Consider the following 21116-nt stretch of genomic DNA (forward strand, 5'->3'; position numbering starts at 1 on the left):
CTGTGTCGCTGCCGTCGGCGGGTGGGGCGGGTTACGCTCGCGCCATGATGTGGGATCTTGACACGCCAGGGGTGCTGCGCCTGCCGTCCGGGCGGCTGGTGCGCGGCAGGGGCCTGCGGCATCCGCTGCCGCCCGGCCCCGAGCCCGCCTTCGCCCTCTACCTGCTGGGCAAGGCCCCGCCGCCGGTCGGCTGGGAGCACCGGTGGGTGCGCTGGCCCGACTTCTGGCTGCCGTCCGACCGCCGGCAGGCCGCCGCCGATCTGCGCGAGGCGTGGGAGCGCGCCGCGTCGGAGCGCGTCGAGGTGGCCTGCGGAGGCGGCCGCGGACGCACCGGCACCGCCCTCGCCTGCCTCGCCGTCCTCGACGGCGTCCCACCCGCCGAGGCGGTCGCCTACGTCCGCACCCACTACGACCGCCACGCCGTGGAGACCCCCTGGCAACGCCGCTACGTGGCCCGCTTCGACCCCGAGCCGTCACTCGACCGGCCATGAGGCCGGCCCGGGCGCCGAGCCGCGACCGCTCGCCGCAGCACCAGGCGTCACTCGACCGTCCGTAAGATCTGTTCGATCGAGGCCGCCCGGGAGCGGAGTTCGGCGAGGTCGGCGGCGGTGCGTTGCTGGGCGTCCATGGTCTTCTCGGCGAGCTGCTCATACCGCTGCACCAGCCGGCGCAGCTCCTCAGCCTGGTCGGCCTGGTGCCGGGCCTTGCGGGCGTCGAACGAGCCCACGACGACCACACTGATCAAGAACGTGACCAGAACGAGCACGCCCAGGTAGAAGATCACCTCGGGCCACGACAGTGCCATCTAGGAGCCCTCCTCGGGGTCCGGCCTGGTGAGGGTCTTGGCCGCCTCGGCCAGCGCCGGCGCGGTCAGGTGCAGGTCGAAGTCGGTGACCTCGTAATACTTCATCGCCTTGCCGTCGTCGGACAGCTCAAGGGTGCCGGTGATCAGCCCGGCGGCCTCCAGCCGGCGCAGGTGCATGTGCAGCAGCGGCCGGCTGACGCCGATGACACGGGCCAGGTGGCTGACGTAGTCGCGCCCGGCGCTCAGCTCGGCGATGATGCGCAGACGCAGCGGGTTGGCCAGCGCCGCCAGCATCTCGACCAGGGCGTCACCCGTCGGCCCTGCCTCCGTCATAGCTTCCCATCGCGTGTGTACGGCCTTCCACCGGGACCGTAGCACCCCGGCGTCCGGCCAAGAACGACGTCGGGGGCCCGAAGGTGAGCCCCACGGCCAGGCAGATCAGCGGGATGGCGGGGATCACGTACCGGACGTCGAAGGCGGCGAGGAACGGCGGCGAGGCGACCAGCGCGAGCGCGGCGAGCCCGGGCAGCAGCGCGTCCCACCGCCGCCGCAGCGGCGCGGCCACCAGCACGCCGACCAGGACGAGCGTGAGCAGCGGGAACGGCACGTACCCGAACCGCTGGTATGCCCGCAGCCACCCGGCGAACGGCTCGACCACGCGGGTGGCGGCGGGCCCGTCCTCGTACGCCTCCGCCACTCCCCGCACCGACGAGCTGATCGGGCGCTCGGAGGAGGGCAGCTTGTACGGCGTCTTCTCGTCGACCGAAGTCCGCTCCCAGCGGAACAGCTGCCCCAGGTCGGTCACCACGGCGCCGAGGTACTCGCCCGGCTGGGCGAGGATGGCCGCCCGCGCGAACTCCCCGGCGAGCTTGTTGCGGTTGGCCGTGCCCGGCACCTTGGGCAGCGGCGAGAAGTCCTCCCACAGCCAGTGGGGTGGGTACGGCCGCTCCTCGACCGGCATGGTCGGGCAGAGCACCGCCAGCCGCTCGGGCGGCTTGATCACCCCGCAGTCGGCGAAGCTCATGGTGCGCGACCACAGGAAGTTCCCGTCGGCCTGGGTCAGCGCGTACGTCCCCTTCTCGGCCTTCATCCAGACCGCGTACGCACCCAGCGGCAGCGCCCCGGCGACCAGCAGCGCCACCAGCGGACGCCACCCATAGCGGCGGATCAGCAGGTAGGCGGCGGTCAGGATGAGCAGCGGCAGCCCCACGGTCCTGGTGATGCCGGCCAGGCCGAGCAGCAGCCCGCCGACGGCCGCGGTCGTGGGGGTGACCCGCCAGGTGATCAGCGCGACGGCGCCGGCGACCAGCACGATGAAGACCGCGTCCGCCATGATCATGTGCTCCAGGAGCAGCATGAACTCGTCGTAGAGCAGCGGGGTGACCAGCAGCGTCGCGCCCCAGCCGGGCAGGCCGCGGCGGCGCAGCAGGGCGTACAGGCAGACGGCGAGCCCCAGCACGAGCAGGTGCTGCAGGATCGTGACGAGCGTCAGGCTGTGGGCCGGCCGCAGCAGCGCGAGCAGCAGGGAGTAGCCGGAGGGCCGCGTCGTGCCGGGGGTCAGCTCCTCGCGCAGGAAGGCGAAGGAGTCGCCGTAGAACAGGATGGCCGGCGGGAAGCCCAGCACGGCGAGCACGCGCAGCCCGATCGCCGGCAACAGGGCGATGACCAGTGCGCGATGGGCCAAGACGGATCCGCTTCCTCGTGAGTCCCGCGACCACACCATAGTGGACATCCCGGTCAGCGCTCGTGGTCGTTATGACCGGCGGGGCCACGGGCGGCGCGTCCGGAAGAACGTCACCAGGAACATCACCTGGATGCCGCCCTCGACCAGGATGAGCAGCGCGGCGTCGATCGCGGCGATCGCGGGCCCGCCGTGCAGGCCGGCCCAGACGGCGGCCAGCGCGTTGACCAGCCCGTTGATGATGATCGGGCCGCCGTAGAAGGCGAAGACCGTCAGCGTGACGGAACCGCCCACGGCGAGGGCGACGGCGTAGATCCGCACGGCCCGCCGCTCGTGCCGGGCCAGCTCCCCGGTGGGGTCGGCGACCGGCGACGCGGGCTTCCTGAACGGGGTGACCGTCCGGGCGAGCAGGTACCGGACGTAGCGGAGCCCGTCCCCGAACAGGTCCTTGCACCGGAGCAGGTCGCGCAGCACGAAGTAGAGGTCGGTGCGCATGTAGATCTGGGCCTGGAGGGGCAGGGACAGCAGCGCGGTCAGGATGAAGGCGCGCAGCAGCGCATCGGCGAAGCCCGGCAGCGGCAGGTACGCCACGGCCAGCAGCATCGTGGCGATGAGGAGCAGGTCGGAGGCCATCCCGACCAGATACACGCGGTAGCGGTGCCTGCGGGGCACCCCCCAGATGGCGGTGACGTCGGTCTGCACGACGAGGTAGTGCAGCCGGGTGCCGAACGCGATGCGTGCGGGAGCGCCGAGCGAGCGCGCCGCCAGCAGGTGCATCATCTCGTGCACGCTCGCGAGTACCGAGAAGAAGGCCGTGTTGACCAGCACGGAGAGCCCGGTGTACTCGCTCCAGAAGAAGTCACGGTGATGGGGGAACAGCTCCGGCCGCACGACGACGGTCAGCGCCGCGGCCGCGACGACGGCGAGCCAGACCAGCCTGACGGGCCTGGCGAAGAGCCACCGTACGTGCCGCTCGGTGATGCCGGGGAAGTGGGCGGCCTTCGGCGCGGTCCCCGGCAGCGGCAGCCCGTCGATCTCGGCCACGAACTCGAGGTCGGCGAGCGACTCCACGAAGTCGGCCACGTCCAGCTCGACGTCGTACTCGTCGGCGATGACGGCTTCGACGCCCGCGACAGGACGCCCCTCGCCGAGCAGCCGGATCACCTCGCCGCACACCGCGGGCAGCTCGACGAACTCGCCGAGGTCCGGGCGGCCGGCCACGATCATCTCCGGGTCGTCGTCGTCGGGACGGACGACGAGCGGGTGCAGGCGTACGACGCTGCCCGCGCCGACCTCGGCCGCCGGGACGCTCACCCGGCCCCCGGCCCGCACATCGGGCAGTCGTCGTCGCGCGGGACGTCGATGAAGTACTGGTGGTCCCAGACGGCCATGTTCCAGTGGAAGACCCGGCCGCGGGTCTGCGCCGGCAGGCCGCCGAGCTGGTACAGCACCTCCAGCGCGCAGAGGTGGCCGCTGATGTTGGCGCTGGCCGCGACCACCGCGTTCGGCCGTGACTCGGGCAGCAGCCGCCCCAGCTCCTTCTCCTTGCGGGCCTCCTCCTGCCGGTCCAGGCAGGCCCAGCAGCCGGTCTCGCCGGGCACGAACGAGCCCACGACGACCATCGGCCCGGTGTAGAGGCTCATGAACCACGGGGTGCCGGTCCGCAGGGCGGCCTCGTTGGTCCACGCGACGATGTCCGGATGGGGCTCGTCGGCGCACAGGACGAACAGGTCGGAGCCGCTCATCAGCTCCACGACGTCGTCGGGGCCGGTCACCTTGGTGTCGTCGCCGGTCACGGCGACCGAGCCGTTCATCGCCCGCAGCCGGGCGACGGCCTGGTCGACCTTGGGCTTGGTCACGTCCGACTCGGCGTACAGGAGCTGGCGGGTCAGGTTCGACTCTTCGACGCGGTCGAAGTCGGCGATCCGCAGCGCGCCGATGCCGCTCGCGACCAGTCCCGCCGCCACGGCCGATCCGGTGCCGCCCACGCCGAGCAGGCTCACCCGGGCCGCCTTGATCCTGGACTGGACCTCGTGCGGTGACGTCCGTGGCGTGGTGTCGATCCAGCTGAAGAAGTGGCGCGCCGATGCGTACCTGGCGACGTCGCGTTCGGTGAGGTTCGCCGGTACGGGCGCTCCGGCGTCCTCGATGAAGCCGCCCTCGATCAGGCCGTCGATGACCTCGCGCACGCTGTCGTCGTCCACGTCGGGACGGGTCGCGGTGAAGTCGGCGCAGATCTGGTCGACCGTCCTGGTGCCGTCCATGAGGGTCACGATCGCGGCGATGCTGCCCTCGTCGTCGTCGGCGATCTCGGAGGCCACCCCGAACTGGGACAGTCCGATGACGATGCGGTTGCCCGGCAGCAGGAACGGCTGGTGCACGCGTTTGACCCTGGGCAGGCGCACGTCGTCACCTTCTCCTTCCAGTCCCTGAAAAGCGGAACCGGCCGGACGAACGCCGACCGGTTCCGGTATGTCAGTAGATCAACCGCTCTGTCCGCCGCGGTTGATGGTGGTCTCGATCTTCTCGAGCTTCCTGATCTTGACCTCGAGCTTCTTCTTCTTCATCGACATCTCCTCGCTCTCGATCCCAAGCCGGGGAGACTCCCCGAACGACGACGGGCGAGGGACACGCACATCAACCCGAGTCCCACTCGCCACTCTTGGTGGGCAAGATCTTGACACTTGCGTGATATGGCCGTCAATGCCGTATTTTTTTCGTGCTTGTGGTAGCTATTTCCGAATGCCATTCTGAAAATAGGTTCGGGGGAGAAGCCGCACGCCGCCGGAGGGGATGCATGACCGTCGCCGACCGTCCCGCCTTCGACAAGGACGCACTCCGCCGCAGATATCGCGAAGAGCGCGACAAGCGGCTCAGGCCCGACGGCAACGACCAGTACATCCGCCTGACCGGCCGCTTCGCCCACTACCTCAAAGACCCCTACACCCCCGTCACCGAGCGCCCGCCCAAGACCGACCACGTGACGGTCGCGTTCATCGGCGGCGGCTTCGCCGGGCTGCTCACCGGTGCCAGGCTCAAGGAGGCCGGCGTCACCGACGTGCGCATCGTGGAGAAGGGCGGCGACTTCGGCGGCACGTGGTACTGGAACCGCTACCCGGGCGCGCAGTGCGACACGGCGTCGTACGTCTACATGCCGCTGCTCGAAGAGACCGGCCACATGCCGACCGAGAAGTACGCGCACGCCCCCGAGATCCTGGAGCACTGCCGCCGCATCGGCAAGCACTTCGGCCTGTACGACAACGCCCTCTTCCACACCGAGGTCCTGGACCTGGAGTGGGACGAGGCCCGCTCCCGCTGGCTCATCCGCACCGACCGCGGCGACGCGTTCACCGCCCAGTTCGTCGCCATGGGCATCGGCCCGCTGCACGTCCCCAAGCTGCCCGGCATCCCCGGCATCGACGACTTCGCCGGACATTCCTTCCACACCAGCCGCTGGGACTACGCCTACACCGGCGGCGACCCCTCGGGCGCGCCCCTGGACGGGCTGGGCGACAAGCGGGTGGCGCTCATCGGCACCGGCGCGACGGCCGTCCAGTGCGTGCCGCACCTGGCCAGGGCCTGCCGCGAGCTGTACGTCTTCCAGCGCACGCCCTCCTCCGTCGACGTCCGCGACAACCGGCCCACCGACCCGGAGTGGTTCGCCTCGATCGCGACGCCCGGCTGGCAGCAGCGCTGGCTGGAGAACTTCACCGCCAACCAGACCGGCGGCCTGGCCGACGAGGACCTGGTGATGGACGGCTGGACCGACATCGCCCGCCGCTTCCGCGCGAAGATCAGCGCGCTGCCGCCCGGCCAGGTGACGCAGGAGAGCGTGCTGGCCGCGTTCGAGGACGCCGACTTCGAGAAGATGGAGGAGATCAGGGCCCGGGTGGACGCGGTCGTCCGCGACCCGGAGACCGCGCGGCGGCTCAAGGCGTGGTACCGCCAGCTCTGCAAGCGCCCCTGCTTCCACGACGCGTACCTCCAGGCGTTCAACCTGCCGGGCACCCACCTGGTGGACACCGACGGCAAGGGCGTCGAGCGGATCACCGAGCGCGGCGTCGTGGTGGCCGGCCGCGAGTACGAGGTGGACTGCGTCATCTACGCCTCCGGCTTCGAGGTCGGCACCGACTACACCCGCCGCGCCGGCTACGACATCAAGGGCCGCGGCGGCGTGCGACTGTCGGAGCGCTGGGCCGACGGCATGCGCACGCTGCACGGCATGCACGTGCACGGCTTCCCCAACGTCTTCATCGTCCAGCCGGCCCAGGGCGCCAACCTCATCTCCAACATCCCGCACAACTTCACCGAGGCGGGCAGGACCATCGCCGCGATCGTCAGGCACGCCGTCGAGCACGGCCACACGCAGGTCGAGGCCACGCGGGAGGCCGAGGACGCCTGGATCGAGCTGCTGCTGTCGGGCACCGGCCGGCTCATGGGCTCACCCGACTGCACGCCCGGCTACTACAACAACGAGGGCCGCGATCTCGGCCTGAAGTCGTGGCTGAACGTCGGGCACCCGCAGGGCGCGATGGCGTACTTCGCCTACATCGACCGCTGGCGCACCTCTGGTGAGTTCGCCGGCCTGACCTTCAGAAGCTAGACCCTGCACTACTGACCCCGCCCCTCACCAGCGGTTACGGTCGCAGCATGCTCAACAGGACCGCGCTGGAAGCCCTCACGCGACGGCCGCTGCCGTTCCTGGCCTCCGCCTGGCCGTGGCGCGGCGCCGCGTACCTGCTGGCCAGCGTGGTGCCCGGTCTAGCTGCGGGGGTCACGGTGGCGGCGACCACGCTCGTCGCCGACGTGACGCCCTACCTGGCCCTCGTGACCGGGCCGGCCGCGCTGGCGCTGTGCGTCCTGCCCGTCGCCGCCTTCGAACGCGTCCGCCTGCGCCTGGTCGATCGGGTCGAGGTGCCGAGACCGCCCGACCGGCGTAAACGGGAGGCGGGGCTCGCGGTCATGACCGTGCTGGCGCTGTGGTGGATCGACCTCGTCATGCTCGCCTTCACGCTCGGCGGGCCCGTGCTGCTCATCCTCACGCCGGTCGTGCAGCCCGACGTCAATGTCGTGGCGGGCACGGCGGGGTCCGTGATGGGGGTGCTGCTGCTGCCGGTGGCGGCGTACACGATCACGGCCTGGAGCGGGGCGCGGGGCGCGATGGTGCGTGCGGTGCTGGCGCCGCAGGACTCCGAGCTGAGCGAGGTGCTGCGGTCGCGGGCCCGGCTGGTGGACGCGTTCGAGATGGAACGCCGCAGGATCGAGCGTGACCTGCACGACGGCGCCCAGCAGCGGCTGGTGGCCCTCTCCATGACGCTGGGCGTGGCCAAGCTGGACCTCGCGGCCGACTCCGAGCTCGGCCGGCTCATCGCGCAGGCCCACGACGAGGCCAAGCGGGCGCTCGCCGAGCTGCGCGAGCTGATCAGGGGCGTGCACTCCCAGGTGCTCACCGACCGGGGGCTCGCGGCGGCGGTGCACGACGTGGCGGGCCGCTCGCCGGTGCCCGTCGCGGTGGACCTCGACCTGCCGGAACGCCTGCCCGCCCCGGTCGAGGTGACCGCCTACTACGTGGTCAGCGAGGCGCTGGCCAACCTCGCCAGGCACAGCGGCGCCACCCGCGGCGCGGTCACCGGCCGGGTCGAGCGCGGCACGCTGGTCGTCGAGGTGCGCGACGACGGCGCGGGCGGCGCCGACCCGGCGAAGGGCACGGGGCTGACCGGCCTGGCCGACCGGCTGGCCGTGGTGGACGGCAGACTGTCGCTGTCGAGCCCGCCGGGCGGCCCGACGCTCGTCCGGACGGAGATCCCGTGCTGATCATCGAGGAGGACCTGTGCGCGTGGTGATCGCAGAGGACGCCGTGCTGCTGCGCGAGGGCATCGCCGGGCTGCTCGACCGGTTCGGCCACACCGTGGCGGCCGCGGTCGGCGACGCGCCCGCCCTGGTCGAGGCCGTGGCCGAGCATCGTCCCGACGCCGTGGTGACCGACGTGCGGATGCCGCCGGGCTTCTCCGACGAGGGCCTGCGGGCGGCGCTGGAGCTGCGCGGGCGCTTCCCCGAGCTGGCGGTGCTGGTGCTCAGCCAGTACGTCGAGCAGACGTACGCGGCCGAGCTGCTGGAGTCGGGCGGCGGCGCCGGCATCGGCTACCTGCTCAAAGACCGCATCGGCGACGTACGCGAGTTCGTGGACGCCCTCGACAGGGTGGCCGCCGGCGGCACGGTCGTGGACCCCGAGGTGGTCCGCCAGCTGCTGCGCCGGCGGCGCGACCCGCTGTCCCGGCTGACCCCGCGCGAGCTGGAGGTGCTCGGCCTGATCGCCGAGGGCCGCGCGAACGCCTCGATCGCCGCCGAGCTGCACGTCACCGAGGCGGCCGTGGCCAAGCACATCGCGAACATCTTCGCCAAGCTCGACCTGCCGCCCGCCTCCGACGGGCATCGGCGGGTGCTGGCGGTGCTGGCGTACCTGCGGGGCTGATCGTTCCCCTGGAGGCTCATGTCGTGACTAAGTAGGGTTTGGTGGCATGAACGAGCAGTGGCAGGAGATCGGCGACCGGGTCTACGTACGACGCCACCGGTCGTACGACCTGAACACGGGGCTGATCGTCGGCGACGGGCACTGCCTGGTGCTCGACACCCGGGGCTCCCACCGCGAGGGCGCCGACCTGGCCGAGGCCGTCCGGCGCGTCACCCCCTACCCCTGGACGATCGTCAACAGCCACTCCCACTTCGACCACTTCTTCGGCAACGCGATGTTCGGCCCCGCCGCCGAGATCTGGGGCCACACCAGGTGCGCCGAGGAGATCGAGCTCTACGGCGAGCAGCAGCGCGAAGGCATGATCAGGAGCAGGCCCGAGCGGCGCGAGGAGTGGGAAGAGGTCACGATCGTGCCGCCCGACCACACGTTCAGCAGCGCCGCGAGCCTCGACATCGGCGGCCGCATCGTGCACCTGCGGCACTTCGGGCTCGGCCACAGCAGCAACGACATCGTGGCGCAGGTGCCCGACGCGGGCGTGCTGTTCGCCGGTGACCTGGTGGAGGAGGGGGCGCCGCCGGCGTTCAGCGACTCCTACCCGCTCGACTGGCCGGTCACGCTGGCCGCGATGCTCGCGGAGATGCCCGAGCCGGTGATCGTGCCTGGCCATGGCGCGGTGGTCGATCGGGCGTACGCGCAGGCGCAGCAGGAGGAGCTGGCGCTGGTCGCCGAGCTGGCCGAGAAGGCCCACGTGGAGGGGCTGCGCGACTCGATCAGGCTCTTCCCCTACCCCGAGGAGATCTCCCGTCAGGCCGTCGAGCGGGCGTTCCTGCAGCTCGACGCCTTCTCAGACGCCTGACCAGTGGGGAAGCGCGCCACGAAGCCCGCGTCGTCGTAGACGAGCGTCCCGCCGTGCAGGTGCGCGATGTCCCTGGCGATGGGCAGGCCCAGCCCCGCGCCGCCCGCGTCCCTGGCCCGCGCCTCGTCCAGCCGGGTGAACCGGCCGAACACCGCCTCCCGCTGATCCTCCGGGATGCCGGGCCCGTCGTCGCTCACCACCAGCACCGCGGCCCCGTCCTCGGCGGCCACCCGCACCCGTACGGTCGCCGCGGCGTGCCGTACGGCGTTGTCCATCAGGTTCGTCACCAGGCGATTGAGATGTCCGCTCGACCCCGGCAGCACCACGTCAGGCGCCACGTCCAGCTCCACCCGTACGTCGGGCCGCCGCCTGGCCCGCAGCGCCGCCTCGGCCGCCACCTGACCCAGGTCGATCTCACCGCTGCGCAGCGGCTCGCCCGCGTCCAGCCTGGCCAGCATGAGCAGGTCGGCGGCAAGCGACTGGAGGCGTTCGACGTCGGCCAGCGCCTCGGCGGTCAGCTCGCTCGGCTCGGCCAGCTCCAGCCGGGCCCGCAGGGTCGCAATGGGGCTGCGCAGCTCGTGCGCGGCGTCGGCCACGAACCGCTTGTGCTGCTCCACGGCCGTCTCCAGCCGGTCGAGCGTGCCGTTCACGGTGGTCGCCAGCGCCGCGATCTCGTCCTTCGAGCGCGGCACCGGCACCCGCCTGTGCAGGTCGCGGGCCGTGATGTCGGCCACCTTCGCCCTGATCGCGGCCACCGGGCCGAGCGCGCGGCCCACCGACAGCCAAGTCACCCCGGCCACCACCGCCAGCAGGGCAGGCACGCCGGGCAGCAGCGCGCCGTAGACCGTGCGCAGCGCCTGCTCGACGCCCTCCAGCGAGACCCGCGACAGCAGCGTGGCCGGGCCGTCGGCGGTGGCCACCTCGACGGCGGCGACGGCGTACTCGCTCGGCCTGGCCCACTCCGTGGCCGCCGCCCGCCGGGTCAGCAGCATGTCGGGGTCGGCCACCCGCAGCGCCACACCCTCCTGCGGGGCGCTCGCCGGGGCGTCCGCGCGCACGCTCGTCCTGATCGGCTCGATGGACGTGAGCTCCAGCGTCTCCGCGTACGGGGCCGCCGCCGTCGCCTTCCTCGCCGCCTCCGCGTCGGCGCTGCTCACCAGCGTGCCGCGCAGCGACACCACCAGCACCAGGGCCGCCGCGCCCAGGGCGACCGCCACGACGAGCGTGGCCGCCGCCGTCGCCCGTACCCGCACCGAGGACAATCCAGGCGAGATCCGCCGCCACAGCCTCATGCCGCCTCCAGCCGGTACCCGGCGCCGCGCACGGTCATCAGCGTCGTCTTCCCGAACGGCAGATCGATCTTGCGGCGCAGCGCGCTGATGTAGACCTCCACGATGTTCGGGTCGCCGTCGTAGCTGAAGTCCCACGCCTGGGCCAGCAGCTCGCTCTTGGAGACCACCTCGCCGGCCCGCCTGGCGAGCGCGTGCAGCACGGCGAACTCCTTGGGCGTCAGCGCGATCTCCGCCTCGCCCCTGCGGCAGCGCAGCCCGGCCGGGTCGATGACGAGGTCGCCGACGGTGAGGGAGACCGGCCGCTCCCGCCCGCCCCGCCGCACCAGCGCGCGCAGCCGGGCCAGGAGCACCACGTACGAGAACGGCTTGGCCAGGTAGTCGTCGGCTCCGTTGTCCAGCGCCTCGGCCTCGTCGTAGACGCCGTCCTTGGCGGTGAGCATCATGATCGGCGTCCAGTCGCCGGCCTCGCGCAGCCGGGAGCACACGGCGTAGCCGTTCATCCTGGGCAGCATCACGTCGAGGACGATCACGTCGTACGCGTTCTCGGTGGCCAGCCACAGCCCGTCGCGCCCGTCGTGGGCGACGTCGACCGCGAAGCCCTCGCCGGACAGCCCGCCCTTGATCAGGTCGGCCAGCCGCTCCTCGTCCTCCACCAATAAGACTCGCACGCCACCCAGCCTGCCTCAGCGCACCTAAAGCGAAGCTGAAGATCGTTTCGGCTGCCTTCAGGATCACTTCAGGTGCGCGGGGCCACTCTCGGAGTCGTCCGACCGATTCCGATCAAGGAGAATCCATGTTCAAGCGACGTCTCGCGGTGCTGGGCGCGGCGGCCGTGCTCGCCGTCACCGGTCTGGGCGGCTCCGCGCTGGCCGACGGCGCGGACCCGGCCGACGCGGTCCGCTCGCCCGCGCCAGGCGTGAAGGTGACCTGCACGACCGCGGACGGCAAGGTCGTCGAGCTGGCCAGGGCGATGCCGGCCAGTGAGATGCCGGCCAGTGAGATCGGCAGCCACGAGGCCGCGGAGGCGCAGCCGTTCGGGCGGGTCGAGGCGCTCAAGGAAGGGGTCCCCGCCGAGGTCGCCGATACGGTGGAGTTCCTGCCCGTACGGGCCGCGGCGCTCGCGGAAGGCGTCGCGGAGGCCACTGCCGGGAACCCGGCCGAGACCATCGCGATCACCTGTAAGCGCGCGGGCCAGTAGCCGCCGCTCAATCGGTGAACGACGGGTGCGGCCCCAGCGCCCAATACTCGAACAGGCCGTGGCCCACCAGCCCGTCGTACTCGAAGCGCCCGACGGCGTCCACCATCCCCCACATCTTGGGGGCGTCGTCGGGCAGCCGGTACGTCACCGCCTGCACGACCGGCCCTCGCCCCTGGTACATGCCGTGCCGCCAGTCCTGCTCCAGCCCGTAACCGGTGCCGACCATGAGGTGCACCGGCAGCAGCGGCGTGCAGCGCACGTCGAACGGCTTGCCCCCGGGCGGCGCGAACGTGATCACGGCCTCGACGACGTCGCGGGTGCCGGGGGCGTAGACCGGGCGGTACTCCGGCCTGCCGAGATACTCCTCCTCGCGGCCGTCGGACCACACGCGTACGGCCTCCTCCAGCACCCGCCGGCCCCGCTCGTCCTCCTGCACGATGCAGAGCACGGCGTGGTCGTCGAACTGCATCGGCGCGTAGAGCCAGTAGAACGTCCCCGGTCCGGTGGCCTGGATGCCGGGCGGTTCCGGCTCGCCGACGGGCCTGACGCCCCAGCTGCGGTCCCTGGTGCCTGTCCAGCGGTCGGGGGTGACCTCGATCTCCCGCTCGCCGACCGTGATGCGTCCCGTCCACCGGCCGGTCTGCGCCATGCGCATCGAGTCGAAGACCACCCGTTCCTGGCGGCGCAGGAAGTGGCGGGGTTCGAGGGTGGCCGGGATCGTCCCCTCCCAGTGCAGGTCGAAGGAGAGGCCGTGCTCGTTCGGCTCCAGCACCACCCTGAGCCGCTTGAGCCCCTCGACGACCTCCACTCTGAAGGGGCCGATCCGCGTGTCCATCCGGTCGGCGCCCAGCTCGCGCGAGGCCCGTACGACGCGGTGCAGGTCCTGGGTGCGGACGCAGGCGAAGGCGTCGGTGACGCCGAGGTTGGGGTACTGGCCGAGGCCGACGATCAGCATGAGTTCGTCGGAGGCGGCGTGGCAGTTGAAGTAGTAGCGGTCGTAGAAGTTGCGGTCGCCGGTGGTCACGTGCCGCATGACCTGGGCCGCCTGGTGGACGGGGTGGTCGTCGAGGGGTGACAGCGTCATGCCGGGGTTGTAACAAGCGCTTGGTCGTACGTCAACAAGCCCCACACGCGAAGCGCGCCCCCGTCACGTGACGGAGGCGCGCTTCCCAAGGACGGGCGAACTCACGACATCTTGTGCTCGTCCGACTTGCTGGACACCTTGGCCGCCATCTGGTCAGCGGACTCCGCAGTCCTGTCCGCCTTCTCATTGACCCAACGTGAGGCATCGGAGGCGGAGTCCTTCATGTGTTCGGTCCACTGCTGTGCGTTGCGGCGGTAGAACATGTAACCGATCGTCCCCACCGCGAGGCCGGTCAGCAGCACGAGCGTCGGCCAGCGCCGCGATCGTGTCGGTTTGGGATCGATTCGCCGGGCCGCCGCGGTCAGCATCGAGCTGACCTTGGGAGCGACCTGCTCCTCGAACCCGTGCGCCGCGGACTCCAGCCGCGGCGCCGCCCAGTAGCGGGCGTCTTCGATACGCTGCGCCGCGACCACCTTGGCCTGGTCGGCCATGGGTGCGAGACGCTGGCCGGTCTGAGCGGCCCGGGTCTTCACTTGACCCATCCACGTGGCGGGCACTTCTATGACCACGCGGCGTTTCTTCAGTGTCAGGGACACGACAACCTCCCCTGTCGTTGGGGCCCCGAGCCTGACCTTCCCTGGACAAGGCGGCTCAATCATGGCCGTCCGTGGGAGGATGGCTCGGTAGGCCGGAAGGCCATAGTCCTCAAAACACCACAATTCCAACCCTGTGCATAGAGGGGGGCAGCTGTCTCGTGGCTGAGAAGCTGATCGCTAACCTGCAGACCAATCACGGCAATATCAAGGTGGAACTCTTCCCCACCAAGGCGCCGAAAACGGTGCGCAACTTCGTGGAGCTGGCCGAAGGCTCCCGTCCCTGGACCCACCCGGGCACCGGCGAGAAGAGCACCGCGCGCTACTACGACGGCACCATCTTCCACCGGGTGATCTCCGGCTTCATGATCCAGGGCGGCGACCCGCTCGGCCAGGGCATCGGCGGCCCCGGCTACGAGTTCGACGACGAGATCCACCCCGAGCTGCGCTTCGACCGCCCCTACCTGCTGGCCATGGCCAACGCCGGCATCCGCATGGGCAAGGGCACCAACGGCTCGCAGTTCTTCATCACGGTCGGGCCGACCCCGCACCTCAATGGCAAGCACACCATCTTCGGTGAGGTCGTCGAGGGCCAGGAGGTCGTCGACGCGATCTCCAAGACCCGCACCGACGGCCGCGACCGCCCGGTCGAGGACGTCGTCGTGCAGTCGGTCACCATCGACCGCGTCCAGGCCTGACGCGATCCGCCCGTCCCCAGCCTCCGGGCGGGGAAGGCGGCTTGCGAGCCTGCGCAGCCGGAGTGCCGTTCCCACGGTCGCTCCGGCCGCGCAGGACGGCGGGGCGAGCCGATCCGCGACGAGCGCGTCACCCGTGCGGGACGGCCGGTTCGCGGGCTCACGCGGCATACCCCCGCAAGCCATAGGCTTCGGTCATGACCAGCCAGCCGCCGAGCCAGCCCCCACAGCCCGAGCAGCCCGCTGAGGCCGTGCCCACGTGCTACCGGCACCCCGACAGGGAGACGTGGGTGCGCTGTCAGCGTTGTGAGCGCCCCATCTGCCCCGACTGCATGCGCGACGCCGCGGTCGGCTTCCAGTGCCCCGAGTGCGTCGCCGAGGGCAACAAGGCCATCCGCCAGGCCAAGTCCACGTTCGGTGGCGGCCTGGTGCGCACCCCGATCGTCACCTACGCCATCATGGGGCTCATCGTCCTGGTCTTCGGCGTCCAGCTGCTCGTGGGCGACGTCGTCACCGCCGCGCTGGCGATGTGGCCGCCCGGTGTCGCCGTGCTCGGCGAGTACTACCGCCTGATCACCGCGGCGTTCCTGCACCAGGACTTCATCCACATCCTGTTCAACGGCTGGGCGATCTGGGTCATCGGCCCCTACCTGGAGCGCGCCTTCGGCCACGCCCGCTTCATCGCCCTCTTCCTGCTCAGCGCCCTGGGCGGCTCGGTGCTCGGCTTCTGGGTCGACCCGCTCAACACCTTCACGCTGGGCGCGTCGGGCGCGGTGTTCGGCATGTTCGGCGCGGTCTTCGTGGTCGGCCGCCGGCTCAACCTCGATGTGCGCGGCATCGCCGTGATCATCGCGCTCAACCTGGCCATCACGTTCGTGCTGCCCGCGTTCTCAGGTCTGCGCATCAGCTGGACGGGTCACGTCGGCGGCCTCGTCACCGGCACGCTCCTGGCCCTGGCGCTGGCCTACGCGCCGAAGGCCAACAGGGCGCTGGTGCAGTGGCTGGCGATCGCTGGAGCGCTGGTGCTCCTCGTGGCGCTCGTGCTGGTACGCGTCCCAGCGATAGCAAGCATGGTCGGCTGAGCTTCCCCAGGCTGTGGAAAAGACTGTGGAAAGAACTAACGCCAGCGGGTGGAAAGAACCACACCGAAGATGATGAAAACAAATCCGATCAGCAGGTTCCAGTTCTGGAGGTCGCTGAAGAAGGGAGCCTGCGGAGCGACGTAGTAGACGGCGATCCACAGGATTCCGATGATCCATGCGGCGACCATCGTGGGAGCCAGCCAGCGGGGGCTGACCTTGACCTGCTGTGACCTCTGCGGCGGGGTGTAGACCGCCTTCTTGCGAGCCTTCGACTTGGGCACTGGGTAACTCCTGCTGAGGGCCTGGGCTTCCGGATCATCCGCAGGCTCTTCGGTAAGGGTAATTGAAGTGAGGCCCAGGATAGTCGCCACGCGCATCGCATGGCGATCCCCGGGCCCCGCATCGTCGCCGAATACCCTGAGCGCATGCGGGCCGTGTTCCGGGCCCTCGGGGAGACCAGCATCACCGCGGGCCTGATCCTCATGCTGTTCTGCGCGTACCTGCTCTGGGGCACCGGCGCGTACACGCAGCGGCAGCAGCTGCTGCTCCAGCGCGAGCTGGCGGCCGAGAAGAGCCGCACGGCCCCGCCGGAGCCGGAGGCCGGGCAGACGTTCGCGCTGCTGCGCATCCCGCGGCTGGGCCGCGACTACCGGTACGCGATCGTCGAGGGCGTCGGCGCCGACCAGCTCAAGAAGGGCCCAGGCCACTACCCCGACAGCGCCATGCCGGGCGAGGTGGGCAACTTCGTGCTCTCGGGCCACCGCACCACGTACGCGGCCCCGTTCAACGAGATCGACGAGCTCGAACGCGACGACGAGATCATCGTGGAGACCCGCGAGGCCCGCCACACCTACCGCGTCACCTCCCAGGACGTCGTGCCGCCCGACGAGATCGAGGTGCTGGCCCCGGTGCCCGGCAAGCCCGACATCCGGCCCATCCGCGCCTTCATCACGCTGTCCACCTGCCACCCCGAGTACTCCGCCGCCGAACGGCTCATCGTCTACGGCGTCCTGAAGCACAGCGAACCGCGCGAGGAGTGACATGTACGCCTGGCTCTGGCGCAAGCTGCCCGGCCGCCCGCCCGCCCGGCTGCTGACGGCCGCCGTGCTGGTGCTCGCCGCGGTGGCCCTACTCTGGTACGTCGTGTTCCCGCTGATGGAGCCGGCGGTGACACTCGATGAGGTGACGGTGAGGAAATGAGCCGCGTGCTGGTCGTGGACAACCACGACAGCTTCGTGCACACCATCGTGCAATACCTGCGCGAGCTGGGCGCCGAGTGCGACGTCCGGCCCCGCGACGCCGTCCGCGTGCACGACGCCGACGGCTTCGACGGCGTGGTCGTCAGCCCCGGCCCCGGCACGCCCGAGGCGGCCGGTGTGAGCGTCCCGCTGGTCCGCCACGCGGCGGAGACCGGCCGCCCGCTGCTCGGCGTATGCCTCGGCCACCAGGCCATCGCGGTCGCCTTCGGCGCCACCGTGACACGCGCTCCCGAGCTGTTCCACGGCAGGACGAGCGACATCAGCCACGACGGCAGGGGCGTGTTCGAGAGCGTGCCGTCGCCCGTGCGCATGACCCGCTACCACTCGCTGGCCGTGCTGCCCGAGACCGTGCCCGCCGTGCTCGACGTGACGGCCCGCACCGCGGACGGGGTCGTCATGGGGCTGCGGCACCGCGAGCTGCCCATCGAGGGCATCCAGTTCCATCCGGAATCGGTGCTGTCCGAGCACGGTCACCGGTTGCTGGGGAATTGGCTGCAAAAAATGGTGTAACAAACGTCTCGCGTAGAGCGACGTACCAGTGAGCGTCCCCGCCGTTGCCCCCGAGCGGCGGGGGCGTTCCCATGTCCGGCCCCGGACGCGGGCCGCCTCAACAGCGCGAAAGCCTCAGCCCAGCCCCGGACGCGGGCCCGCACCAGCCCGAAAGCCGCCCCTTCGGCCCCCGACGCGGGGCCGCCTCAGCAACGCGAAAGCCGCCCCTCCTGCTCAGGAGGGGCGGCTTTCAGCGTGTCTCAGCGGTTGCGCCAGCCGTCACCGTGCAGACCGCCACCGAGGCCCTCGTCGCCGATCGGGTTGTCCGTCGGCGGCTCCTCCTCGTCCGTCGGGAAGTCGTCGGTCGGCTGGTCGTCCGTCGGGAAGTCGTCCGTCGGCTGGTCGTCCGTGGGCGGCGGCGCGGTGTCCTGGGGACCGGTGGACACCGTGATCGTGATCGTGGTGCCCGGCAGCAGCTTGGTGCCCTCGCCCGGGTTCTGCTGCACGACGGTGCCCTCGGGCTCCTGCGCCGACTGCTGGGAGACCTTGACCTTGAAGCCCACGCCCTTCAGCTGAGCCGTGGCGTCCTGCTGGGTGAGCCCGATGACGCTGGGCACCTCGCGCTGCTCCTTCGGCACGAAGAGGGTGACGGAGCCGCCCTTCTCCAGCTCGGCCCCTGGCTTGGGGTCGGTGGCGATGACCGTGCCCTGCGCCTTGCTGGAGTTGCGAGTCTTGATCACGCCGCGCAGGCCCACCTCTTCGAGGACCTTCTGGGCGTCCTCGGAGCTCATGCCGACCAGGCCGTCGGGCACCTTGATCTTCTCGGGCCCCTTGGACACGATCAGCTTGACCGTCGAGCCCTTCTCGACCGTGGTGTCGGCGGGCGGGTCGGTCTCGATGACCGCGCCCTTCTCCACGTCGGAGCTGGCCTTCTGCACGAGCTCCGGCACCAGCCCGAGCTTTTTCAGCTCCGCTTCCGCGTAGGAGCGCTCCTGCGACACCAGCGACGGGATCTTCACCGACGTCTCGGCAGGAGTGTCCTTCCCGCTGAAGACGACGTAGCCCACCGTGATGAACGCGCCGATGATGAGCAGCGGGATGACGATCCACAGGGCGGTCTTGACGGCGTTGTTGCCGCCGCCACCCGACGCCCTGCGCCGGCCGCCCCGGCCGCCGCCCTCGTCGTAGTCGTAGTCGGGGATCGCGTTGGTGCGCTGCGTGGCCGGGCCGCCGGCCGCGTGCGTGGCGGTCATCATGCGGGTGCCCTGGCCCATGGTGCCGGTCATCGCCATCGTCTGGGCGTCGGTCGGCATGCCGGACATCGCCCGCTGGATGTCGGCCCGCATCTCGCCCGCGCTCTGGTAGCGCTGGGCCGGGTCCTTCGCCATGGCCTTGAGCACGATGGCGTCGGCCCACGCCGGGATCTCGCGGTCGATCTGCGACGGCGGGATGGGCTCCTCGCGCACGTGCTGGTAGGCGATCGCGACGGGGGAGTCGCCGGTGAACGGCGGCTGGCCGGTCAGCAGTTCGTAGAGCACGCAGCCGGTGGAGTAGATGTCGCTGCGCGCGTCGACCCGCTCGCCGCGGGCCTGCTCGGGGGACAGGTATTGGGCGGTGCCTATCACCTGAGCGGTCTGGGTCATGGTGGCCGCGGAGTCGGCCATCGCGCGGGCGATGCCGAAGTCCATCACCTTGACGTCGCCGGCACGGGTGATCATCACGTTGGCCGGCTTGATGTCGCGGTGGACGATGCCGCCGCGGTGGCTGTAGTCGAGCGCCCGCAGGATGCCGTCGACCAGCTCGACCGCGCGCTCGGGCAGCAGCCGCCTGTCCTGGCGCAGCAGGTCGCGCAGCGTCCGCCCGTCGACGTATTCCATCACGATGTACGGCACGGGGGTGCCGTCGGTGACGTCTTCGCCGGTGTCGTAGACCGCGACCACGGCCGGGTGGTTCAGTGAGGCCGCCGACTGCGCCTCACGGCGGAACCGGGCCTGGAAGGTGTGGTCTCGCGCCAGGTCGGACCGGAGGGTCTTGATCGCGACTATGCGGTCCAGCCGGATGTCTCGGGCGCGATACACCTCGGCCATGCCGCCGCGCCCGACGACACCGTCGAGCTCGTAGCGACCTCCGAGTAGCCGAGGCTGAGTCATTTCCTGCACTGTCCCTTACCGTTCATCTTGGGTACCGGCCGGCTCGCGGGGCCGCCGGTGTCCATCATCGACCCCATGGCGCATCACGTCTCCTCTTTGGGCGGGTTTGTCTCACCCGGATCCGGCGTGGCGGTGGGTGTCGGTGTCGTCGGTGTCGTGGTGGGCGTTGGGGTCGGGGTGGGGGTTGGCGTCCGGGTGGTGGTCGGGGGCGGTTTCGTCGGCGTCGGCTTCTTGGTGGGAGTAGCCGACGTGCTTACCGTAGCCGACCGTGAGGGTATCGGCCTCGGTGTCCTCACCGTAACAACCGGCGGTCGCCGCGTGCTCTTCGTCTTCGACGGGCGGGGCTTCTGCCGGGTCGGCGTGGCCTTCACGGTAGGCGATTGTGTCGGTTCGGCCACCTCGGGAGTCGCCTGCGGCCGCTGCGGGTCGGCGAACGTGATGGCCGTCAGCCCCACCGCCGCCACGCAGCCCGCCGCGGCCACCAGCGCGAGCGTCCGCGCGCCCCTGCGCCGCTTCTTCCGCAGGCCCTCCTGGAGCGTGGCCGGGTCGAGGTTGTCGGTGGCCAGCTCGTCCTCGGGGGCCGGCTCGCGGACGCGGAAGCCTCCCGGGTCGGTCAGCATGCTGAGCTCGGCGGCGCCGTGCACCGCCCCGGCCAGCGACTCGCGCAGCACGTACGCCCGATCGGCCACCTCGATCGCCGACCCGGGCCGCTGCGCGGGCTCCTTGGCCAGCAGCCCCATGACCAGCTCACGCACCGCGGCCGGCACGTCGGCGCCGAGCGGCGGCGGCTGCTCGTTGAGGTGCAGCAGCGCGATCGCCACCTGGCTGTCGGCACGGAAGGGCGTGCGCCCCGCCAGGCACTCGTACGCCACCACGCCCAGCGAGTAGAGGTCCGTCGAAGGCGTCAGCGGGAAACCCTGCGCCTGCTCGGGACTGACGTACTGGGCGGTGCCCAGCACCGTGCCGGTCTGCGTCACCGGCGCCGCCTCCAGGGCACGCGCGATGCCGAAGTCGGTCACCTTGATCGACCCCTCGGGGGTGACCAGCAGGTTGCCCGGCTTGATGTCGCGGTGGATGATCCCGGCGGAGTGGGCCGCGTGCAGCGCCTTGGCGGTCTGGTGCACCACGTCGAGGGTCACCTCGGGCCCGAGCGCGCCGTTGCGGGCCAGGATGGCCGACAGCGGCTCGCCGTGCACCAGCTCCATGACGAGGTAGGCGAGGTCGCTCTGCTCGCCGTAGTCGAAGATCTGCGCCACGCCGGGGTCGGCCAGCGCCGCGGTGAGCCGCGCCTCGTTCCTGAACCGCTCGCGGAACGTGGGGTCGGCGTAGATGTGGCTGCGCAGGATCTTCACCGCCACCTCGCGCCCGAGCAGCTCGTCGCGGGCACGCCAGACCTCTCCCATACCGCCCGTGGCGATGCGGGAGACCAGGAGGTAGCGGTTACGGAGCCGCATGACCCA

The 21116-nt window shown here is 71.1% G+C and carries 23 protein-coding genes; 11 read left to right on the forward strand and 12 right to left on the reverse strand.

The window, feature by feature from the left end; all coding sequences use genetic code 11:
- Positions 1-44: 44 nt before the first annotated feature.
- Positions 45-491 (forward strand): protein phosphatase, encoded by a 447-nt coding sequence (locus AB0K18_RS43320; RefSeq protein WP_364926846.1) that lies wholly within the window; start codon positions 45-47, stop codon positions 489-491.
- A 47-nt stretch (positions 492-538) separates the two neighbouring features.
- Here the strand turns inward: AB0K18_RS43320 and AB0K18_RS43325 are convergent, their stop codons facing one another.
- From AB0K18_RS43325 to AB0K18_RS43345, 5 genes are all read right to left on the reverse strand, one after another.
- On the reverse strand, positions 539-805 hold the full coding sequence (locus AB0K18_RS43325) for a hypothetical protein (RefSeq protein WP_364926847.1): 267 nt from the start codon (positions 803-805) through the stop codon (positions 539-541).
- Complete coding sequence (locus AB0K18_RS43330; protein ID WP_355415975.1) at positions 806-1138, reverse strand: winged helix-turn-helix domain-containing protein; 333 nt, start codon at positions 1136-1138, stop codon at positions 806-808. It lies immediately after the preceding gene.
- Positions 1113-2489, reverse strand: coding sequence for a hypothetical protein (locus tag AB0K18_RS43335; RefSeq protein ID WP_364926848.1), 1377 nt, complete (start codon positions 2487-2489; stop codon positions 1113-1115). The genes AB0K18_RS43330 and AB0K18_RS43335 overlap by 26 nt, the downstream gene beginning before the upstream one ends.
- Positions 2490-2558: 69 nt before the next feature.
- Positions 2559-3800, reverse strand: a complete 1242-nt coding sequence (locus AB0K18_RS43340; RefSeq protein WP_364926849.1) for a hypothetical protein — start codon at positions 3798-3800, stop codon at positions 2559-2561.
- Positions 3797-4891, reverse strand: coding sequence for a TOMM precursor leader peptide-binding protein (locus AB0K18_RS43345; protein WP_364926851.1), 1095 nt, complete (start codon positions 4889-4891; stop codon positions 3797-3799). Before AB0K18_RS43345 ends, AB0K18_RS43340 begins: the two co-directional genes overlap by 4 nt.
- 392 nt (positions 4892-5283) lie before the next feature.
- On the opposite strand from AB0K18_RS43345, the gene AB0K18_RS43350 reads away from it, so the two are divergent.
- Genes AB0K18_RS43350 through AB0K18_RS43365 form a run of 4 tightly spaced genes read left to right on the forward strand, consistent with a single transcriptional unit; the run spans position 5284 to position 9814 of the window.
- Positions 5284-7089, forward strand: coding sequence for an NAD(P)/FAD-dependent oxidoreductase (locus tag AB0K18_RS43350; RefSeq protein WP_364926852.1), 1806 nt, complete (start codon positions 5284-5286; stop codon positions 7087-7089).
- 47 nt (positions 7090-7136) lie between these two features.
- On the forward strand, positions 7137-8300 hold the full coding sequence (locus tag AB0K18_RS43355; protein WP_364926853.1) for a histidine kinase: 1164 nt from the start codon (positions 7137-7139) through the stop codon (positions 8298-8300).
- 16 nt (positions 8301-8316) lie between these two features.
- On the forward strand, positions 8317-8958 hold the full coding sequence (locus tag AB0K18_RS43360) for a response regulator transcription factor (RefSeq protein ID WP_364566144.1): 642 nt from the start codon (positions 8317-8319) through the stop codon (positions 8956-8958).
- A gap of 46 nt (positions 8959-9004) precedes the next feature.
- The gene (locus AB0K18_RS43365) at positions 9005-9814 is read left to right on the forward strand and encodes an MBL fold metallo-hydrolase (protein ID WP_364926855.1); all 810 of its coding nucleotides are present in this window, start codon (positions 9005-9007) and stop codon (positions 9812-9814) included.
- Here AB0K18_RS43365 and AB0K18_RS43370 read toward each other — a convergent pair.
- On the reverse strand, positions 9763-11106 hold the full coding sequence (locus AB0K18_RS43370) for an ATP-binding protein (RefSeq protein WP_364926857.1): 1344 nt from the start codon (positions 11104-11106) through the stop codon (positions 9763-9765). The two genes, AB0K18_RS43365 and AB0K18_RS43370, sit on opposite strands and share 52 nt — an antisense overlap.
- Positions 11103-11774 carry a response regulator transcription factor gene (locus tag AB0K18_RS43375; RefSeq protein WP_345393401.1) on the reverse strand — a complete coding sequence of 224 codons (672 nt, stop codon included), beginning with the start codon at positions 11772-11774 and terminating at the stop codon, positions 11103-11105. The genes AB0K18_RS43370 and AB0K18_RS43375 overlap by 4 nt, the downstream gene beginning before the upstream one ends.
- Before the next feature lie 125 nt (positions 11775-11899).
- Here AB0K18_RS43375 and AB0K18_RS43380 point away from each other — a divergent pair, with 125 nt between their 5' ends.
- Positions 11900-12304 (forward strand): hypothetical protein, encoded by a 405-nt coding sequence (locus AB0K18_RS43380; protein WP_364926858.1) that lies wholly within the window; start codon positions 11900-11902, stop codon positions 12302-12304.
- A 7-nt stretch (positions 12305-12311) separates the two neighbouring features.
- Here AB0K18_RS43380 and AB0K18_RS43385 read toward each other — a convergent pair whose 3' ends face one another.
- On the reverse strand, positions 12312-13388 hold the full coding sequence (locus AB0K18_RS43385) for a hypothetical protein (RefSeq protein WP_364926860.1): 1077 nt from the start codon (positions 13386-13388) through the stop codon (positions 12312-12314).
- A gap of 101 nt (positions 13389-13489) precedes the next feature.
- Positions 13490-13984, reverse strand: coding sequence for a YtxH domain-containing protein (locus AB0K18_RS43390; RefSeq protein ID WP_345393413.1), 495 nt, complete (start codon positions 13982-13984; stop codon positions 13490-13492).
- Between the two features lie 158 nt (positions 13985-14142).
- Between AB0K18_RS43390 and AB0K18_RS43395 the strand changes: the two genes are divergently transcribed.
- A complete protein-coding gene (locus tag AB0K18_RS43395) occupies positions 14143-14679 on the forward strand; it encodes a peptidylprolyl isomerase (protein WP_364926862.1) in 537 nt (178 codons plus the stop codon).
- Positions 14680-14873: 194 nt separating this feature from the next.
- Entirely contained in the window at positions 14874-15758 is an 885-nt protein-coding gene (locus AB0K18_RS43400; protein WP_364926863.1) for a rhomboid family intramembrane serine protease, read from the forward strand.
- A 35-nt stretch (positions 15759-15793) separates the two neighbouring features.
- On the opposite strand, the gene AB0K18_RS43405 is transcribed toward AB0K18_RS43400, so the two are convergent.
- On the reverse strand, positions 15794-16039 hold the full coding sequence (locus AB0K18_RS43405; RefSeq protein WP_364368533.1) for a cell division protein CrgA: 246 nt from the start codon (positions 16037-16039) through the stop codon (positions 15794-15796).
- Between the two features lie 144 nt (positions 16040-16183).
- Between AB0K18_RS43405 and AB0K18_RS43410 the strand changes: the two genes are divergently transcribed.
- Genes AB0K18_RS43410 through AB0K18_RS43420 form a run of 3 tightly spaced genes read left to right on the forward strand, consistent with a single transcriptional unit; the run spans position 16184 to position 17527 of the window.
- Entirely contained in the window at positions 16184-16798 is a 615-nt protein-coding gene (locus AB0K18_RS43410; RefSeq protein ID WP_364926865.1) for a class E sortase, read from the forward strand.
- Between the two features lies 1 nt (position 16799).
- Positions 16800-16958: a hypothetical protein gene (locus AB0K18_RS43415; protein ID WP_345393424.1), complete on the forward strand. Its 159-nt coding sequence runs from the start codon at positions 16800-16802 to the stop codon at positions 16956-16958.
- Positions 16955-17527, forward strand: a complete 573-nt coding sequence (locus tag AB0K18_RS43420) for a gamma-glutamyl-gamma-aminobutyrate hydrolase family protein (RefSeq protein ID WP_364926866.1) — start codon at positions 16955-16957, stop codon at positions 17525-17527. The genes AB0K18_RS43415 and AB0K18_RS43420 overlap by 4 nt, the downstream gene beginning before the upstream one ends.
- A gap of 239 nt (positions 17528-17766) precedes the next feature.
- Here the strand turns inward: AB0K18_RS43420 and pknB are convergent, their stop codons facing one another.
- Positions 17767-19656, reverse strand: coding sequence for a Stk1 family PASTA domain-containing Ser/Thr kinase (pknB, locus tag AB0K18_RS43425; RefSeq protein ID WP_364926868.1), 1890 nt, complete (start codon positions 19654-19656; stop codon positions 17767-17769).
- An 83-nt stretch (positions 19657-19739) separates the two neighbouring features.
- Positions 19740-21110, reverse strand: coding sequence for a protein kinase (locus AB0K18_RS43430; protein ID WP_364926870.1), 1371 nt, complete (start codon positions 21108-21110; stop codon positions 19740-19742).
- Between the last annotated feature and the right edge of the window lie 6 nt (positions 21111-21116).

This window comes from Nonomuraea sp. NPDC049421 (genome assembly GCF_040677005.1).
Lineage (GTDB): Bacteria > Actinomycetota > Actinomycetes > Streptosporangiales > Streptosporangiaceae > Nonomuraea > Nonomuraea salmonea.

Coding starts and splice junctions, on each gene's coding strand:
- AB0K18_RS43320 (WP_364926846.1), top strand. CDS start 45: ATGATGTGGGATCTTGACACGCCAGGGGTGCTGCGCCTGCCGTCCGGG.
- AB0K18_RS43325 (WP_364926847.1), bottom strand. CDS start 805: ATGGCACTGTCGTGGCCCGAGGTGATCTTCTACCTGGGCGTGCTCGTT.
- AB0K18_RS43330 (WP_355415975.1), bottom strand. CDS start 1,138: ATGACGGAGGCAGGGCCGACGGGTGACGCCCTGGTCGAGATGCTGGCG.
- AB0K18_RS43350 (WP_364926852.1), top strand. CDS start 5,284: ATGACCGTCGCCGACCGTCCCGCCTTCGACAAGGACGCACTCCGCCGC.
- AB0K18_RS43355 (WP_364926853.1), top strand. CDS start 7,137: ATGCTCAACAGGACCGCGCTGGAAGCCCTCACGCGACGGCCGCTGCCG.
- AB0K18_RS43365 (WP_364926855.1), top strand. CDS start 9,005: ATGAACGAGCAGTGGCAGGAGATCGGCGACCGGGTCTACGTACGACGC.
- AB0K18_RS43370 (WP_364926857.1), bottom strand. CDS start 11,106: ATGAGGCTGTGGCGGCGGATCTCGCCTGGATTGTCCTCGGTGCGGGTA.
- AB0K18_RS43380 (WP_364926858.1), top strand. CDS start 11,900: ATGTTCAAGCGACGTCTCGCGGTGCTGGGCGCGGCGGCCGTGCTCGCC.
- AB0K18_RS43385 (WP_364926860.1), bottom strand. CDS start 13,388: ATGACGCTGTCACCCCTCGACGACCACCCCGTCCACCAGGCGGCCCAG.
- AB0K18_RS43400 (WP_364926863.1), top strand. CDS start 14,874: ATGACCAGCCAGCCGCCGAGCCAGCCCCCACAGCCCGAGCAGCCCGCT.
- AB0K18_RS43410 (WP_364926865.1), top strand. CDS start 16,184: ATGCGGGCCGTGTTCCGGGCCCTCGGGGAGACCAGCATCACCGCGGGC.
- AB0K18_RS43415 (WP_345393424.1), top strand. CDS start 16,800: ATGTACGCCTGGCTCTGGCGCAAGCTGCCCGGCCGCCCGCCCGCCCGG.
- AB0K18_RS43420 (WP_364926866.1), top strand. CDS start 16,955: ATGAGCCGCGTGCTGGTCGTGGACAACCACGACAGCTTCGTGCACACC.
- pknB (WP_364926868.1), bottom strand. CDS start 19,656: ATGACTCAGCCTCGGCTACTCGGAGGTCGCTACGAGCTCGACGGTGTC.
- AB0K18_RS43430 (WP_364926870.1), bottom strand. CDS start 21,110: ATGCGGCTCCGTAACCGCTACCTCCTGGTCTCCCGCATCGCCACGGGC.